The organism is Hydrotalea lipotrueae, from assembly GCF_019249625.1.
GTDB lineage: Bacteria > Bacteroidota > Bacteroidia > Chitinophagales > Chitinophagaceae > Hydrotalea > Hydrotalea flava.
Window position 1 is genome coordinate 120151 of the sequence record NZ_JAESDL010000001.1, and the last position, 16973, is coordinate 137123.

The window sequence follows — 16973 nt, forward strand, 5'->3', positions numbered from 1 at the left end:
ATTATTATTTCAAAAAAATAGTTAAAGCCCCTGCAACAACGTAGGGGCTTTTGTGTTATACCCATAAAATATTTATATGTCGATTTTATTTCAACCTATTCGCATTCAATCTATCAATTTTAAGAATAGAATTGTGGTATCGCCCATGTGTCAATATTCTGCAGAAGATGGATTTGCAAACGATTGGCACCTGGTACACTTAGGCAGCAGAGCAGTAGGTGGTGCAGGATTAGTGTTTACAGAAGCAGCTGCAGTGAGCCCGGAGGGAAGAATAAGTCCGGGTGATTTAGGCATTTGGAAAGATGAACATATTGCCATGCTGCAACGCATTACCACATTTATTACCCAACAGGGTGCTGTGCCCGGTATTCAATTAGCACATGCAGGCCGTAAAGCCAGTTGCGTTGCCCCTTGGTTGGGAGGCAGGCAACTAAATGAAACAGAGGGCGGATGGCCAGTATTAGCACCCAGTGCTATTCCATTTAAAGAAGAACAGGTTCCTGTTATTGCTTTGTCCGTTCCACAAATTCAGGAAGTTGTGTCCCAATTTCAATCAGCAGCGTGGCGTGCTTTAAAAGCAGGGTTTAAAGTAATTGAAATACATGCAGCACATGGCTATTTAATTCATCAGTTTTTATCACCCTACAGTAATCAACGTACCGATGCTTATGGAGGAAGTTTTGAAAACAGAATTCAATTACTCTTAGCAATTGTTGATGCAGTTCGGCAGGAATGGCCTAATGATTTGCCACTTTTTGTTCGCATTTCAGCTACCGATTGGATTGAAAATGGCTGGCAATTAAATGATTCCATTGTATTGGCTTCCATACTGAAAGAAAGGGGTGTGGATGTTATAGATTGTTCTTCCGGTGGAAATGTGGCACATGCAAAAATTCCGGTGGCGCCTGGATATCAGGTGCCTTTTGCTGCAGCTATTAAAGCCGGCTCCCACATGTTAACCGGAGCGGTTGGTTTAATAACCAATGCGGAACAGGCTGAAAATATTTTACAGGAACAAAAAGCAGATTTTGTTTTTATGGCCCGTGAAATATTGCGGAATCCATACTTCCCACTCTTCGCAGCAAAAACTTTTAAAGAACCTATTCAATGGCCTAAACAATATGAAAGAGCTAAATAAACACGAAGAATTACCTAAAAGTGATATTAACAATGCTTTTATCAATTAAAATTATTGTAGTTATAAAAAATAGTTGTAAATTTGCACCCGCAATTGAGTATAATAGCATAACATCTACTTACGGATTAAGCAACTTGCCATTCTATTTTTCTTCTAACGATTATTAGTTTTCATCCGCAAGCATACACATGCTGATGACCTTTATTTTAAAAAATTAATAATAATGTTATGGAAAACAAACAAAACAGTTCATTAGTGCAATTAGAAAAAGAACATCTGAACCAATTGGTATCAGAAGTAAAAGAAACAGTAGCTACCAATTTAAGCAATCATGTACCTGCTAAATCAGCACATATTAGTGCTGCAACAGTCTGGCATATTCAAAATCAGAAAAAGCGTGCTTTAAGACAAAAGCTTACCAATCGTTGGGGCCTATAAATCATAGCTACATTTTTAAGTTTTTTTATTACAGTGTTAAGAGAAAGTTTCAAAAGTAAAATGAAGCGTTTGAGAATGGCTTAAATCAAAACTTTCTCCACCGCCTTACCCTTTACCGAATAAAAAGAGGCTGCCTCGGACTTTTGAGACAGCCTCTTTTATTTTAATGAACATTTTATGTAAAATAATTTCAAATTCAAATCGCATTCCTTACTTTTAGTATCATTCAAATAAATGATTATGCATTTTCACAAAAGAAAATTTTTTGTTTTTTCAGCCATTCTATCTGTATTGGCCATTGGCATTATTTCTTTTACCATTCCTACACAACCCAAGCCGCGTAATTTAAAAGTGTTGCCTCAAAATATTAGTCATGATAGTTTGGAGCATGTGATGGATGGATTTAAGGCGGCGTTGGGAGTTAAATGTTCTTTTTGCCATGCGCCTTCTAAAACCCAGCCTGGAAGAATGGATCCGGCCAGTGATGAAAATCCTAAAAAAGATATAGCTCGTGATATGATGCGCATGACGATGGAAATTAATGAAAAATATGTGCGCCAAATTCCCCATACTGATAGTGTTCAACTTCAGGTGGTAACCTGCGGTACCTGCCACAGGGGAAAATCAAAACCAGAGCTGCAATAATATTCCGATTCTTTCTTAAAAAACAGATTGCTATACGTAGAGCAATCTGTTTTTTATTGGGGTTATTACAAAATCCCGTGCTTTGTTGCATTTTGTTTTTGTGAAAATCAATTAATGTGTTTAATTTACACATTAATTGATTAACTTAGTACATCTAAAATCAGGAAAATTGGCTAAAAAACTAACGATTACGCAATCTGGTGAAATTGAAAATACCGGATTATCCAAAACAAAAAGTGGTGTAAAAAAAATAGAAGAACCCTCAACTTTATCTTCCGCTTCTGCAACTCCTGATGCAACAAAAGCAGAGCAGCAAAAAAAAGTTTTGAAAAAAAAATCAGCCAAAAAGGAAGCGGCACCGAAAGGAGAGAAGATAGCAGCCAAAGAGGCTACATCAACTAAAAAGCCCAAAACCTCATCAAAAAAAGATGCAACAACGGCAACACAAAAAAGTAAAGTATCTGTTGCTACTAAATCAAAATCAATTACTGAATTGCAGGTAACTTTTCTTTTAAAATTTAGTACCCATTTCGGGCAAAATATTTTTATAACCGGCAATCATCCCAAGCTGGGAAATCAAGATATTAATCAGGCAATTCCCATGCAGTACCTGAATCAGGAGTATTGGCAAATTACAATAACTTTTCAACTAAATGAAATACCGAAAGAAGGAATTACCTATCATTATATACTAAAAAATGAAGATGGAACGATTGATTATGATTGGGGTAATGATAAAAAAATATCACCTGCTTATGTTAAAAAATCAACTCTGTTAATTGAAGATGCTTGGAATTTTGCAGGTTATTATGAAAACGCATTTTATACAGAACCGTTTCAGCAAATTTTATTGCCCAAACCCAGGCAGGTTGCAGATACCACTAAAATTAATGCCGGTACAACTCATTTGTTAAAAGTAAAAGCACCCTTACTGTCAGCTGATGAAGTGCTTTGTTTATGCGGTGAAAGTACCATTTTAAACAATTGGAATACTGAAAAACCATTGCTGTTAAAGCGGTATAAAGATGAATCTTTTTATTCTATACAGCTCAACTTATCAACAGCCAAACAGGCACTGCAATTTAAATTTGGTGTTTATAATACAAATACAAAACAATTTGTTCGGTTTGAAAATGGCAAAAACAGAACCATAAATGCAACAAATGCAACTGATACTTTAGCCATAATGAATGCCGGATTTGCTGTATTACCCAATAATACGTGGAGAGGAGCAGGGGTAGCAATTCCTGTTTTTAGTTTAAGAAGCGAGCAGAGTTTTGGCGTAGGAGAGTTTACTGATCTAAAACTGTTGGTAGACTGGGCCAAAAAAACAGGATTAAAATTAGTGCAAATATTACCGGTGAATGATACTACAGCAACGCATACCTGGGCAGATTCTTATCCTTATGCTGCCATTTCTGCTTTTGCATTGCATCCGTTATACCTAAACCTAAAAAAAGCTACTTCAACTGAAAATTTGCACTTGTTGGATAGCATAGAAGCGCAACGCCTTCAATTAAATGCATTAGATACAGTTGATTATGAAGCTGTAATGCATCTAAAACAACAATATTTACAGCAATTATATCCTTTACAACAGAAAGTCTTGTTTCAATCAGATGAATTTAAAACATTCTTTCACAATAATAGTCATTGGTTAATTCCATATGCTGTATTTTGTTATTTGAGAGATTTGTATGGCACGCCCAATTTCAGTGAATGGCCAGAGAATGGTATTTATAATGAATCGGCCATTGAAGCCATGGCTTCACCTGATTCTGAACAATACCATGCTATTGCTTATCATTATTTTGTTCAGTTTTACCTGCACAGTCAGTTGCAGGAGGCAACTGGCTATGCCCACCAAAATGGAATTATTTTGAAAGGTGATATTGCAATTGGTGTGTGTAGAAATGGCGCAGATGCCTGGCAGGCACCGCATTTATTTCATTTGAATATGCAGGCTGGTGCACCACCCGACGATTTTGCCATAAAAGGCCAAAATTGGGGTTTCCCCACTTATAACTGGCAACAAATGATGCAGGATGGTTTTGCGTGGTGGAAGAAACGATTTGAACAAATGCGTTATTATTTTGATGCATTCAGGATTGATCATATTTTAGGTTTTTTTAGAATATGGAGTATACCTATAGATGCAGTAGAGGGTATTATGGGGCGCTTTGTACCTGCTTTACCCATACACATCAATGAATTGTATAGCAGAAATATTTGGTTCGATTACTATCGGTTTACAAAGCCCTATATTAATGAAGAAGTATTAGCCGAAGTTTTTGGCAATGATGCCGATTTTGTACGCAATACTTTTTTGCAATACAATGGTTTTGGAAATTATACACTAAAAGAAGAATGCAATACCCAACGTAAAGTTGAACAATATTTGGCCCATTGGAATGACGATGCATTTACTCAGAAAATGAAACAGGGGCTGTTCGATTTAATCAGTAATGTTATCTTTTTTGAAGAAGAAGGCAGTAACGCACAGCAATTCCATTTTAGATTTGCTATGGATGCTACCATTTCATTTCGCCATTTAGATGCGCATTCTCAACAACAATTAAAAGAATTGTATGTAGATTATTACTTCCGCAGGCAGGATGATTTTTGGATGAAAGAAGCTTTGCAGAAATTACCTGCATTAAAACGCGTTACCAATATGTTGATTTGTGGTGAAGATTTAGGGTTGGTGCCAGCCTGTGTTCCGGAAGTAATGCGTCAGTTAGGTTTATTAAGCCTCGAAATTCAACGAATGCCTAAAAACCCACAGCAAACATTTTTTCATCCCAATGATGCGCCTTATTTAAGTGTGGTTACCCCCTCTACTCATGATATGAGCACCATTAGGGGCTGGTGGGAAGAAGATAAGCATAAAATTCAACAATTTTACAACAATGAATTAGGGCAATGGGATAATGCCCCTTATTATTGTGAAGCCTGGATTAACACAGCCATTGTATTGCAACATTTGTATTCGCCGGCTATGTGGAGCATATTTCAGTTGCAGGATTTGTTAGGAATGGATGAATCCATCAGAAGAAACAATCCGAATGATGAACGTATTAATATTCCATCCAATCCAAAACATTATTGGCGTTATAGAATGCATCTTACATTAGAGCAGCTCATTGATGCTAATTTGTTTAATGAAGCGCTGCAAAAAATGGTGCAGGAAAGCGGCAGATAGTCTGTCAATTTCTTTTTTAATATTGTATAAATCGGTATTGTTGCCGGTTTATTTTTTTAGAAGCCATTCGTTTGGCGTTTCTTTGCGGTTATTTTATGCATTGCAAATGAAATTATATTATAAAAAAATAGAACTTCCTTTTGAGTATCCATTTACAATTTCAGGAGGGCGAACAAAAACCCATCAGCCATCATTATTGGTAGCGCTGCAATTAGGTTCACTAATAGGTTATGGCGAAGCACCTGCCATTCAATATTATGATGTTACGGTGGATTCAATGATAGAAGCATTGGAGCAAAAAAGAGCTTTTGTTGAAAAATTTGCTTTAACCGAACCTGAGCGTTATTGGCATTATTTGCATCATTTATTTCCAAGCAATCCTTTTCTGGTAGCTGCATTGGATATGGCTGCATGGGATTTGTTTGGTAAAATGGAACAACAATTGGTTTACCGTTTATGGAATGTAACATGGGATAATACACCACTTACCGATTATACCATTGGCATTGATACGCCTGAAAATATGGTAAACAAAATGCTGGCTAAACCCTGGCCCATCTATAAAATTAAACTGGGTGTTCCCAACGATATTGAGCTGGTAGCTCTATTACGAAAACACACTAATGCAGTATTTAGAATAGATGCCAATGCCGGCTGGACTTTAGAAGAAGCGCTCATCAAAATTCCTCAATTACAACAATTAGGTGTGCAATTCATTGAACAACCATTAGCAAAAGAAGATTGGGGAGGAATGAAGGTTTTGTATCAAACATCATCTTTGCCTTTAATTGCAGATGAAAGTTGTGTGCTTGAAACCGATGTTGAAAAATGTTTACATCATTTTCATGGCATAAACATTAAATTAACCAAATGCAGTGGATTAACACCAGCCAAACGTATGATTGCTCAGGCAAGAAAACTCGGTTTACAGGTAATGATGGGAAGCATGAATGAATCTACCTTAGGCTCTGCTGCTATTGCACAATTTTTACCTTTATTAGATTATGTGGATATGGACGGGCCATTGCTTTTAAAAGAAGATATTGCAACCGGACTAAATTTTGAATTTGGGAAGGTGGATATATTGGGAAAATCTGGACTGGGTATTCAATTGAAACAATAATCTTTTAAATTTTTTTAGATAGGTAAATGAAATTATAAATGCTATGACACCCGAACGTAAAACAAAATTGTTGAATGTTTTATATAAACGACAGCCCAATTTAACAGTAGTGATGGAGAATGTGCAGGATCCACACAATATATCCGCAGTGATGCGTAGTTGTGATGCAGTAGGTATTCAGGATATTTATATCATCACCACTAAAATAGCACGCCACAAAAAGTTTGGTGCCAAAAGCAGTAGTAGTGCTGCCAAATGGCTTACCGTTCATGCTTATGATAATGTTGAAGCGTGCTACAACGCACTTCGTACGCAATATCAAAGAATTTATACCACTCATTTGTGTGCCAATGCCGAACCATTGTATGCACTTGATTTTGTACAAAACAGCATTGCTTTGGTTTTTGGTAATGAACATGAAGGAGTTAGTGAAGATGCACGCCGGTTAGCCGATGGCAATTTTATTATACCACAGGTAGGTATTATTCAAAGCCTGAATATTTCTGTTGCATGCGCAGTGAGTATTTATGAAGCATTTCGTCAGAAACAACAGGCAGGGCATTATAACAGCCCGGGTTTAGCTGCTCAAAGTATTAACCGGTTGTTATCAGAGTGGGGCGTACCCAATGCTGAAAATGATTAGTGTTATCAATCAATTGATATGAAAAAAATATTTTTTGTTTTTTACTTGTTTTTAGTGATTCGGCAGCTGCATGCCCAAAATATTGAAAAAGTAAAAATAAATGATGTGGTGCATTATATTGATACCACCACACAACCGGTTATCATTAACTTTTGGGCTACCTGGTGTACACCTTGTATACATGAGTTAAATTACTTTGAAAATGAAATAAAAGCGGTTGCAGGAAACCGAGTAAAAATTATTTTAATTAGTGTAGATTATGCCGATGATTATCCCAAAACCATTGCCAAATTTGTAAAACAACATGGTTACAGTGCTACCATTTGGTGGCTGAATGAAACCAATGCAGCAGATTTTTGCCCTAAAATAGACCGAACATGGAATGGAAATATACCTGCTACTTTAATGATGAATCCGATTACAAAATACCGGCAATTTTATAACCGTCAATTAACCGCACCGCAAATTCCTTTAGCTGTTCAGGAAATGTTGAATGGCGGGCATTAATGTTGTAATTGTTTTGCATTTTTTGTTTGTGCCAGCATTTCTGCTTTACCCTGTTCAGCTTGTTGTTGCAAAATAGTAATACTTACATTCAATTCAAATCCTATTAAAAGTATTAAAGAGTTCAGGTATATCAGTAACATAATAATTAATACCGTTCCAATTGAGCCATACACTTTATTATAACTGCTAAAATGATTTACCCAAAATGAAAACCCAATAGTGGTTAGTAACATTAATAAAGTTGCAAGAATAGAACCTGGTGATATGAGTGGCCATTTTTTCTGAATGGCCGGTGCAAAACGATAAATAAAGGCAATACCAAAAAATATAAATAAAACAATAATACCCCAACGAACGGTATTCCACCAGGGAAAAAAAGTTTTTTTTCTGAAATGAAAAAATTCACGCAATAAACCGGCTAGCTCGCCTTGTCCTATTAACACCAGCAACGAGGCCAGTACCAATAAAATTAATAAGGTAGTTAATCGGATAGCGCGCCATCTTCGATGCAAAAAATAAGCTTTTTTCTCAGATATTGATTTATCGAAAGTTCTTACAATACCCATTGTTGCATTAGATGCATAAAACAAAACCAAAATAAAACCAAAAGAAAAAACACCCACATGTTTTTTCAATAAATCATTAATTATGGTAGTAATTAATTTATATGTGTTTGAGTTGGGGGTTAAATCTTTAAATAAATTCAGCATTTGCCCTTTAAAATCAAAAGAGTCCGGTAAATAAGGTATGATAGAAAAAATAAATAAAAAAGCGGCCGGTAAAGCCATGATTAAATTAAATGAAATTGCTGAAGCCCTGTCTATAATGCCAATTTTATTAATTTGTTGAAAAAAAAACCGAATTACATAAAACAGGGGTATTCCTTTAAAACCCGGAATAACAATTTGCTTGCTTTTGCGAATTGCAAATGCAATGGGAGGGAAGGAAACTAATGTCTTTTCAAATTTTGTCACTCGCCCTTCATTTTTTGTTTTTTAGCCATAGCAGCATCTAATGCCTGCTGGTATTGTTTTGCATACGCATTGTGTTCTGCAAAATTACTGCTAAAATGGCTGTAACCACTAAAGTCGCTTTTTGCTACAAAATATAAATAATTGGTTTTAGGAGCGTTTAAAACAATATCGATGCATTTAGTTGAAGGAGTGCAAATAGGGCCCGGTGGTAAACCTTTGTTGCGATAGGTATTATAAGGAGAAGGAGTTAATAAGTATTTTTCATAAATACGTGTCAACGCAAAATCTTTCATGGCATATTTAATGGTAGGACAAGCCTGTAATGCCATATTCTGGTGTAATCTGTTTAGGTATACACTGGCAATTTTTCCTCTTTCATCATCAATATTCGATTCCTCTTCAACAATAGAGGCTAATATATACACTTCAGTTGGGGTAAGACCTATCTCTTTAGTTTTTTGTAACCTGTTGTTTTTGGTCCAGAATAAGCTGTCAGCAATATATAATTTATTAAAAATTTTTCTAATTGATGTATTCCAATAAAAAGTATAGGTATCGGGCAAAATGATGGTGAAAATAGTAGCAGTATCTACATGATATTCTTTTAACGAATCATTGCTATTTAAAAATTGCATAACCTGTACCGAATCGGTTGAAAAGTTTTTTGCAATTAATTTGGCCAAATCTTCCTTTACTCTCAATTTGGTAATCACTAAATTAATGGAGGCCTGGCGATTGTTTTTCAACATTCGAATAATGCTTAACAGCGATGCATCTTTATTAACCTCATATTTACCTGGTTTAATGTGTTTGGCTATATGCAATTCTTTTAATACAAATTGAAAGGGCCAGCCATATTTTATAATTTGCTGTTGCTTTAATGATTGGGTAATTTGTTGACTGCTTAAACTGTTATCAGAAAGTGTGAAATAAGTTTTTTTATCATTGAAAGCAGTAGCAGGGCTTTCTAAAAACCATAAAAAACCAATGGTTATGATTACAATTAGTACAACGACTGTGCCTATAATTTTGCGCATGGTAGTTCAAGATAAATAAAAACCCTGTCTGCAGCAAACAGACAGGGTAAATATTTTATAAATAAAAAGTTATTTAGTAGCCGGAGGCGGAGTATTTAAAGGAATACTGTTGGTGGGTGCTGTGTTTTGATTGGTGTTCACTTTTTGTATAATTGAAGTATCGGGCCCTTTGGTGGATCCTCTGAAAATTATGGTAGAAAACAGAGAGAGTATGGTAATAATTGCAGCAAATAACCAGGTGCCTTTTTCCAAAACATCAGTTGTTTGCTTAACACCCATAATCTGGTTGCCAAATCCACCTACATTTCCTGCTAAACCACCACCTTTTGGATTTTGAATTAATACAATAAAACCTAAGGCTATACAGGCAATTACAATTAAAATAATAAAAATTACAGTCATGCTACATTTCTTTTAGTTGTTCAATTTTTTTTGCAAAATAAGCAGATTTATCAGGATCTAAAAAACTTAATTTAATATAAACCTGAACCGCTTTATCTATTTTGCCTTGTTTTATCAGCACTTCTGCCATGGTTTCAGTAATAATTTCTCTGGTTTCGTTTGAGGTTTGAGCAATACCAGGTATAATACTGTCTACTTCTGCCTGTTGTACCGCATGTGTATCTGGGGTATGCTGGTTTTTAACAATTTTAAGCCAGTCAGTAAATTTTAAAAGTTGCTTACTTAATTTGTCTTGTGGCTCTTGGGTTAAATCAGCGGTAATGCCTAACGATCCAAAATAATCTATGGTATGTAAATGCGGCGGTTCGTAAGTTAGTTCTTCATCTGTTTCAACCGGCTCCTGAAATGAAGCCCACTGTGCTGCAATAATATCAGATAATTTTTCGTTTTCAACCGCTGGTTCTTTGTTTTCAGATGAAGTTTCGGGCAGCTGGTCTGTTTCGTTGGCATCATTTGCCTGCATTTCCAAATGTTCCACTAATTCTTGTTCTGCAATGGCCATATTGTTTTGCGGCAATGCTGTTTCCGGCACAGCATTATTTTTGTTTTCAGTGATATGTTCTGCTAAAGCATGTGGCAGTTCTTCCTGAATAGTATTCGTAGAATCAACTGCTTGCAAATCATCACTGTTTTCTAAAGGCTCGGGATTTATTTCGATGAAGTGATCTGCATTTTTAACTTCTTCTAAAAATGAATGTGTTACTGCTTCTGTTTCCGGAATGTTGCTGATTGCCGCAAGATCGGTCATATCTGTCCGCTCAGATTGTTCTTCAGCTCTCATTTCAGAAGGGGCAATTGCTGCATTGGTTTTGCTTTCATTTGATAATACCACAGATTCCCTCCCCGCGGTTGTTGGATTGGCCGGTGTTTCGTTTAGTAGGTAGTTTACCCAGGTTATATTGCAAGGTGCAGCAATGATATGGATTTGGGCCTGTACCAGTAAATTCGGTGCATTTTGCTGTAATTTAGCGGCCAATAATACCTGAGCAGGCGTAAAAAATGGATAACTTTTGCAAATTTGCTGTAAGTGTTCTACAGCAACCTTTTCTAAAGGTTGTTGCAAAATAGCATAAGCAGTTTGATTGATTACAGCATTCATGTTGTGAAAATACAATAAGCTTACCAGTTAGAAAAGATATGGTTAAAAATATCATCTGAAATATTACTTACAATGGTTGTAATTAATTGCCCCTCGGCTTGTTGTAACGACAAATTGGAAGAAAAATCATAATTGCGGCTCACATCAAATTCATCTGTTTTATTTTCAACATTATTTTTAACAGTTATGTGTGCTGAAACGGTTAAACGGTTGGCACTGGCTTGTTGTGCAGAGATGGCTGCTGTTGAAACAGAGTAGTCAGAAATATATCCACTCACTACCAGATTGGCATCATCGTTATTGGTACGAATTAATTTGGTTTGGCTGGCAATTTTAAGTTGTAATTTGTCGGTTAACTGCGGGCTTAATTGTGGATTTACATAGCTGGCCCTGTTTTCTATAAACCCTATTTTTATGGTTTTTATTTTGGAATAATCGATTGAAACATCTTTGAAGGAATAAATTTTGCAGCCCGATAGAAACAGCACACCGAATAACAACATCCAGCCATGTATGTGATGCAAGAATGCCGGGTTTGCTTTGAAAGCCTTCATTGGCTTTAAAAATAGTATTTGCTTATTCTTCAATATCATATTCTTTGAGTTTTCTGTACAATGTACGTTCGCTGATACCCAGGTCGGATGCTGCATCTTTTCGCTTGCCTTTATGTTTTTTCAGTGCTTTAATAATTAATTCTTTCTCTTTATCCATAATGTTGAGCGATTCTTCAACCACTTCATGATGATGTACATCATCATGGTTAAGAATTACCGGTTGTCCGGCATTGGCTGATAAAGCAGCAGGTGCCAGTGTATTCTGATTGGTAATATTTGCCGGAAAGAGCGGGTGCAACCCGTCTTCGTGGTGGGTAGTTACATCATGTATCAAAGATTCTTTGGTAAATTGTGCAGCACTGCCGGCCAGAGAAGGGTTTTTAAGAATTTCAAGGAACATTTTTTTTAACTCTGTTACATCTTTTTTCATATCGAAAAAAAGTTTGTATAGTAGTTCCCGTTCATTGGCAAATTCCTGATGCGGAGCATCGGCTGCATGCGCTAAAACCGGCAAATTATTTTGATGCCGTTCAGGTAAAAAACGCCTTAATTCCTGTGCTGATAAAATGGGTTCGTTGCTTAAAACCGAAATTTGTTCTGCCAGATTTTTTAGTTCTCTTACATTGCCGGGGAATGGATAGTGCATCAGTATATTTTTGGCATCCTCATTCAATTGTACAGGATTGGTTTTATAGCGTTCCGCAAAATCAACTACAAATTTTCTGAACAGCAGGGGTATATCTTCTTGTCTGTCTCTTAAAGCAGGTACCCGAATGGGTACAGTGCTTAAACGATAATATAAATCCTGTCTAAACCGGCCTTTTTCTGCAAACTCAATTAATTCGCGGTTGGTAGCGGCTATTACCCGAACATCGGTTTTTTGCACTTTTGAAGAACCAACCCGGATAAATTCTCCTGTTTCTAAAACACGCAACAGTCTGGCTTGTGTACCCATGGGCATTTCGCCAATTTCATCCAAAAAAATAGTACCTCCGTTTACTGTTTCAAAATAACCTTTGCGACTGTCTACTGCACCGGTAAATGCACCTTTTTCGTGTCCAAATAATTCAGAATCAATCGTTCCTTCCGGAATAGCCCCACAGTTTACGGCAATAAATGGGTTATGTTTACGTGCAGAAAGTGCATGTATAATTTGTGAAAATACTTCTTTACCCACTCCGCTTTCTCCTACAATTAATACGGTTAAATCAGTTGCCGCTACTTGAACTGCAGTATCTAAAGCAAAATTGAGTGCAGGAGAGTTGCCTATGATACCAAATCTGTTTTTTATACTTTGTAAATCCATACCCAATGCTATTAAAGTTTAAATAGGATGCTTTTATATGATTTTGAATACTTTATGCAGGTATAATTTCTCCCAATAAAGTTGCCTGTGTAGCATCGTGTACCAGTACGTTTACATAATCTCCAGGTTTGTAATTGAATTGTTTTTTGGGGAATACCAGCATTTTATTTTGCGGATTTCTGCCTTTCCAGTATAAATTGTCTTTCTTGCTTTCGCCTTCAATTAATACTTCAAAGCTTTTACCCATATCATTCATATAGCTTTTTTTAGAAAGTTCATTTTGCAGGTTAATGATTTCCTGAAGCCTTCTTTTTTTTACTGCTTCCGGTACATCGTCGGTAAATCTTTTTGCTGCAAGTGTGCCCGGCCTTTCACTGTAAAAAAACATATAGGCATAATCGTATTGTGCATATTCCATGGCACTTAAAGTATCTTGGTGTTCTGCTTCTGTTTCGGTACAAAATCCGGTAATGATGTCGGTACTAATAGAGCAATCGGGCATTATTTCTTTAATACGGTCTACCTTAGCCAAATACCACTCCCTGTTGTAAGTTCGGTTCATTAATTGTAAAATTCGTGAATTGCCGCTTTGAATGGGCAAGTGAATGTATTGGCAAATGTTTTTATATTTTGCCATGATGTAAAGCACATCATCTGTTATATCTTTTGGATGTGATGTGCTAAAACGAACACGCAGTAATGGATTTACAAGTGCAACTTTCTCTAAAAGCTGCGCAAAGTTTACCGAAGTATTGTCTGCTTCATTCAACCAATGATAGCTGTCTACATTTTGACCCAATAAGGTAACTTCTCTGTAACCGCGGCGAAATAAATCTTCCACTTCGGCAACTATTGAATCAGCATTTCTACTTCTTTCACGCCCACGTGTAAAAGGAACCACACAGAAACTGCACATGTTATTACAGCCACGCATAATAGAAACAAAAGCTGTAACGCCATTACTGTCTAACCGAATGGGTGCAATATCGGCATAGGTTTCTTCCCGACTCAATAATACATTCACTGCTTTCTGACCTGTTTCGGCTTCGGCAATCAATGCGGGTAAACTACGATACGCATCCGGCCCAACTACAATATCCACTAATTTTTCTTCTTCTAACAACTTGGCTTTTAAGCGTTCGGCCATACAGCCTAAAATTCCAATTAATAGTTCCGGTTTTTTTTCTTTTGTTTTTCTAAATTCGGTTAATCTTTTACGAATGGTTTGTTCTGCTTTTTCACGAATGGAGCAGGTATTTAATAAAATGAGCGAAGCTTCTTCAAACTGTTTGGTTGCACCAAATCCCTCCTGATGCAGAATGGCGGCAACAATTTCGCTATCACTGAAATTCATTTGACAGCCATAGCTTTCAATATAAAATTTTTTTGAAAATAGTGCTGTTTCCTGTGCAACAGGAGCATAGGCTTCTCCCTGCCTGCTTTCATCATGAATTTTAGTAGGTAAATCTAATATGTTCATTGGTTAAAATTATTTTGGGACTGCAAAAATACAGTTTTGTACGTTGTGGTGACACTTTGTCAGAGATTGATTGAATAATTTTAAAGAAATGCCTTTATTTTTGTACGAATTGAGCAGGTATTTATATTTTTAAGCAATGGTCTGTTTGAAGAAAGCAAGAACTGTTTTGCATGAGGTCATTGTTCATTTAATCGCCAAACTTTCATGAAGCAAATAGGATTTATTTTTTTGTTAATGCTGGGGGCCAGTCAGGTGCAGGCACAGGATATTTTAGTGAACACATTAAAAAATGAGATTTACAGACCGATTAAGAAGGATAAGGATAAAGATTCCATTAACTGGCGTTGGAAAAGAGGGGGGTTATTTAATTTTAGTTTATCACAGGGTTCGTTGAGTAACTGGGCTGCAGGAGGTGATAATTTTTCGTTAGCAGTTAGTTCCTATTTTAATTATTTTGTTTATTATAAAAAGGAACGGCATAGTTGGGATAATAACCTGGATGTTAATCTGGGATATATTCAAACTACAAGTTTAGGTGGGAGAAAAAATGATGACCGAATTGATTTTGTGAGTAAGTATGGTTATAAAGTTGATACGCTGGGTAAATGGTATTTGTCCGGATTATTTAATTTTCGTTCTCAGTTTTTTGATGGGTATACATACCCCAATGGAGCGCCGGTATTTGCTTCCAGTTTTTTATCGCCTGCATTTGTGATTCTGGCTGCCGGTTTCGATTATAAGCCCACTGATAAATTTTCATTGTTCCTTTCACCCATCACTTCCCGTTGGGTAATAGTAGCCAATCAGTATTTATCTAACCAAAAAGCTTATGGGGTAGATTCAGGAAGCCATGTTTTGAACGAGTTTGGTGCTTTTGCAACCATTAATTACAATACAACTATTATTAAGAATGTAGATTACAGAGGTAGGGTTGATTTATTTTCCAATTATCTGAAGCAACCCCAAAACATCAATTTTTTCATGACCAATCAGTTCAATTTTAAAATCAATAAATACCTCACCGCCTCTTATAGTTTAGATATGATTTATGATGATAATGTAAAAATATTTGGTCCGAATGGCGATTCGCCGGCATTGCAGGTAAAAAGTATTATAGGCTTAGGATTTACCATGCCGTTAAAAAAATTGCATAAACCCGTTCCCGTTAACAATGCACCGCCGTCTATTCCAACCATTATTGATCCAAGAATTAATTTAAATACCTCAGGCAATCACCTTTAGCATTTGTTTTATTTTGTGAGCCTGGTAAATCAGTTCACCTTCATCTTTAGCCAGCAGGGTAACGTGCCCCATTTTGCGTCCGGGTTTAGTGGTTAGTTTACCATATAAATGAACAAAGGTCTGTTCTGTTTTAAGGGTATCGGTTAATCCATGATAAATCGGTGTACCGCTATAACCGGGTTCACCTAAAACATTGATCATTGCTGAGGGGCAAATGAGTTTTGTATTACCTAATGGATAACCTAAAATAATGCGCCACAGCATATCGTATTGGCTGCAATAACTGGCTTCAATGGTATGATGGCCGCTATTGTGCACCCTTGGTGCAGTTTCATTCACCCAAATTTCTTGTTGTTTATCAATTAAAAATTCAATAGCAAATAAGCCGGCACTATTCAGTTCCTGAACCACTTTTATGGCAATGGCTTCTGCTTTCCATAGCAATTGCTGGCTAATTCTGGCAGGGGCAATCTGGTATTCTAAGATATTTAAAACTGGATCAAAAATCATTTCAACGGGAGGATAAACAGCTGTTTCGCCCTTGTGGTTTCTCGATACAATAATGGCAATTTCTTTTTCAATAGCTATCATTTTTTCCAAAACAGCAGGATCATTAAACCCATTTTCAATTTCTTTTTCACTCCTGATAATTTGAACACCTCTGCCATCATACCCGCCCTCACCAATTTTATGAACAGCAGGTAAAAAATTAGTATGCTGAAATAAGTCATTTAATGCAGCAGTAATAACAAAAGGGGCCGTAGGAATTTGATGTTGCTGATAAAATTTTTTTTGTAAAATTTTATTTTTAATAATTTTAATGGCACCGGGTGAAGGATATACTTTAATGCCTTCTGCTTCTAATTGTTCCAGCGCTGCTACATTTACCGCTTCAATTTCAATGGTTAATGCATCTACCTGTTTTCCAAAAGCATACACTGTATTATAATCGGTAATATCACCCTGCACAAAGTGGTGGCATAAATGAGCTGCAGGGCAATGCTTATCACGCTCCAACACAAAGGTTTCTACAGTATAGTTGGCTGCAGCCTGTAATAACATTCTTCCTAATTGACCGCCGCCTAAAATGCCTACTTTCATGGGTATGATACTTTAAAAATGA

General features: G+C 36.4%; 16 protein-coding genes. 8 read left to right on the forward strand and 8 right to left on the reverse strand.

Annotated elements, in window-relative coordinates:
* The first annotated feature begins 76 nt into the window (after positions 1–76).
* From namA to JK139_RS00610, 7 genes are all read left to right on the forward strand, one after another.
* Positions 77–1138, forward strand: coding sequence for an NADPH dehydrogenase NamA (namA, locus tag JK139_RS00580; RefSeq protein WP_074419354.1), 1062 nt, complete (start codon positions 77–79; stop codon positions 1136–1138).
* A gap of 228 nt (positions 1139–1366) precedes the next feature.
* Entirely contained in the window at positions 1367–1576 is a 210-nt protein-coding gene (locus tag JK139_RS00585) for a hypothetical protein (RefSeq protein WP_068241358.1), read from the forward strand.
* 240 nt (positions 1577–1816) lie between these two features.
* The gene (locus tag JK139_RS00590; protein WP_074419362.1) at positions 1817–2221 is read left to right on the forward strand and encodes a c-type cytochrome; all 405 of its coding nucleotides are present in this window, start codon (positions 1817–1819) and stop codon (positions 2219–2221) included.
* A 169-nt stretch (positions 2222–2390) separates the two neighbouring features.
* The gene (locus tag JK139_RS00595; protein ID WP_228733065.1) at positions 2391–5423 is read left to right on the forward strand and encodes a 4-alpha-glucanotransferase; all 3033 of its coding nucleotides are present in this window, start codon (positions 2391–2393) and stop codon (positions 5421–5423) included.
* Positions 5383–6546 carry a dipeptide epimerase gene (locus tag JK139_RS00600; protein WP_228733066.1) on the forward strand — a complete coding sequence of 388 codons (1164 nt, stop codon included), beginning with the start codon at positions 5383–5385 and terminating at the stop codon, positions 6544–6546. The genes JK139_RS00595 and JK139_RS00600 overlap by 41 nt, the downstream gene beginning before the upstream one ends.
* Before the next feature lie 43 nt (positions 6547–6589).
* Positions 6590–7189 carry a TrmH family RNA methyltransferase gene (locus JK139_RS00605; protein WP_074417981.1) on the forward strand — a complete coding sequence of 200 codons (600 nt, stop codon included), beginning with the start codon at positions 6590–6592 and terminating at the stop codon, positions 7187–7189.
* Positions 7190–7207: 18 nt separating this feature from the next.
* Positions 7208–7696 (forward strand): TlpA disulfide reductase family protein, encoded by a 489-nt coding sequence (locus JK139_RS00610; RefSeq protein ID WP_074419353.1) that lies wholly within the window; start codon positions 7208–7210, stop codon positions 7694–7696.
* Here JK139_RS00610 and JK139_RS00615 read toward each other — a convergent pair.
* The 7 genes from JK139_RS00615 to miaB form a co-directional block, all read right to left on the reverse strand.
* Positions 7693–8670 (reverse strand): YihY/virulence factor BrkB family protein, encoded by a 978-nt coding sequence (locus tag JK139_RS00615; protein WP_074417979.1) that lies wholly within the window; start codon positions 8668–8670, stop codon positions 7693–7695. The two genes, JK139_RS00610 and JK139_RS00615, sit on opposite strands and share 4 nt — an antisense overlap.
* Entirely contained in the window at positions 8667–9707 is a 1041-nt protein-coding gene (gene mltG, locus JK139_RS00620) for an endolytic transglycosylase MltG (RefSeq protein WP_074419352.1), read from the reverse strand. The genes JK139_RS00615 and mltG overlap by 4 nt, the downstream gene beginning before the upstream one ends.
* Positions 9708–9776: 69 nt before the next feature.
* Complete coding sequence (secG, locus tag JK139_RS00625) at positions 9777–10109, reverse strand: preprotein translocase subunit SecG (protein ID WP_074419351.1); 333 nt, start codon at positions 10107–10109, stop codon at positions 9777–9779.
* Between the two features lies 1 nt (position 10110).
* Entirely contained in the window at positions 10111–11268 is a 1158-nt protein-coding gene (locus JK139_RS00630; RefSeq protein WP_074419350.1) for a hypothetical protein, read from the reverse strand.
* A gap of 20 nt (positions 11269–11288) precedes the next feature.
* Positions 11289–11822, reverse strand: coding sequence for an LPS assembly lipoprotein LptE (gene lptE, locus JK139_RS00635; RefSeq protein WP_228733067.1), 534 nt, complete (start codon positions 11820–11822; stop codon positions 11289–11291).
* 22 nt (positions 11823–11844) lie between these two features.
* Positions 11845–13128 (reverse strand): sigma-54 interaction domain-containing protein, encoded by a 1284-nt coding sequence (locus tag JK139_RS00640; protein WP_068241344.1) that lies wholly within the window; start codon positions 13126–13128, stop codon positions 11845–11847.
* 52 nt (positions 13129–13180) lie between these two features.
* Positions 13181–14608 (reverse strand): tRNA (N6-isopentenyl adenosine(37)-C2)-methylthiotransferase MiaB, encoded by a 1428-nt coding sequence (miaB, locus tag JK139_RS00645; protein ID WP_218330335.1) that lies wholly within the window; start codon positions 14606–14608, stop codon positions 13181–13183.
* Between the two features lie 204 nt (positions 14609–14812).
* Between miaB and JK139_RS00650 the strand changes: the two genes are divergently transcribed.
* Complete coding sequence (locus JK139_RS00650; protein ID WP_068241342.1) at positions 14813–15850, forward strand: DUF3078 domain-containing protein; 1038 nt, start codon at positions 14813–14815, stop codon at positions 15848–15850.
* Here JK139_RS00650 and JK139_RS00655 read toward each other — a convergent pair.
* A complete protein-coding gene (locus JK139_RS00655; RefSeq protein WP_074417975.1) occupies positions 15833–16951 on the reverse strand; it encodes a 5-(carboxyamino)imidazole ribonucleotide synthase in 1119 nt (372 codons plus the stop codon). The genes JK139_RS00650 and JK139_RS00655 overlap by 18 nt on opposite strands.
* Between the last annotated feature and the right edge of the window lie 22 nt (positions 16952–16973).

Bases quoted from the DNA above. Each gene is read 5' to 3' on its own strand.
- namA (WP_074419354.1), top strand. From the start codon at position 77: ATGTCGATTTTATTTCAACCTATTCGCATTCAATCTATCAATTTTAAG.
- JK139_RS00585 (WP_068241358.1), top strand. From the start codon at position 1,367: ATGGAAAACAAACAAAACAGTTCATTAGTGCAATTAGAAAAAGAACAT.
- JK139_RS00590 (WP_074419362.1), top strand. From the start codon at position 1,817: ATGCATTTTCACAAAAGAAAATTTTTTGTTTTTTCAGCCATTCTATCT.
- JK139_RS00600 (WP_228733066.1), top strand. From the start codon at position 5,383: ATGAAGCGCTGCAAAAAATGGTGCAGGAAAGCGGCAGATAGTCTGTCA.
- JK139_RS00605 (WP_074417981.1), top strand. From the start codon at position 6,590: ATGACACCCGAACGTAAAACAAAATTGTTGAATGTTTTATATAAACGA.
- JK139_RS00610 (WP_074419353.1), top strand. From the start codon at position 7,208: ATGAAAAAAATATTTTTTGTTTTTTACTTGTTTTTAGTGATTCGGCAG.
- mltG (WP_074419352.1), bottom strand. From the start codon at position 9,707: ATGCGCAAAATTATAGGCACAGTCGTTGTACTAATTGTAATCATAACC.
- secG (WP_074419351.1), bottom strand. From the start codon at position 10,109: ATGACTGTAATTTTTATTATTTTAATTGTAATTGCCTGTATAGCCTTA.
- JK139_RS00630 (WP_074419350.1), bottom strand. From the start codon at position 11,268: ATGAATGCTGTAATCAATCAAACTGCTTATGCTATTTTGCAACAACCT.
- lptE (WP_228733067.1), bottom strand. From the start codon at position 11,822: ATGAAGGCTTTCAAAGCAAACCCGGCATTCTTGCATCACATACATGGC.
- JK139_RS00640 (WP_068241344.1), bottom strand. From the start codon at position 13,128: ATGGATTTACAAAGTATAAAAAACAGATTTGGTATCATAGGCAACTCT.
- miaB (WP_218330335.1), bottom strand. From the start codon at position 14,608: ATGAACATATTAGATTTACCTACTAAAATTCATGATGAAAGCAGGCAG.
- JK139_RS00650 (WP_068241342.1), top strand. From the start codon at position 14,813: ATGAAGCAAATAGGATTTATTTTTTTGTTAATGCTGGGGGCCAGTCAG.
- JK139_RS00655 (WP_074417975.1), bottom strand. From the start codon at position 16,951: ATGAAAGTAGGCATTTTAGGCGGCGGTCAATTAGGAAGAATGTTATTA.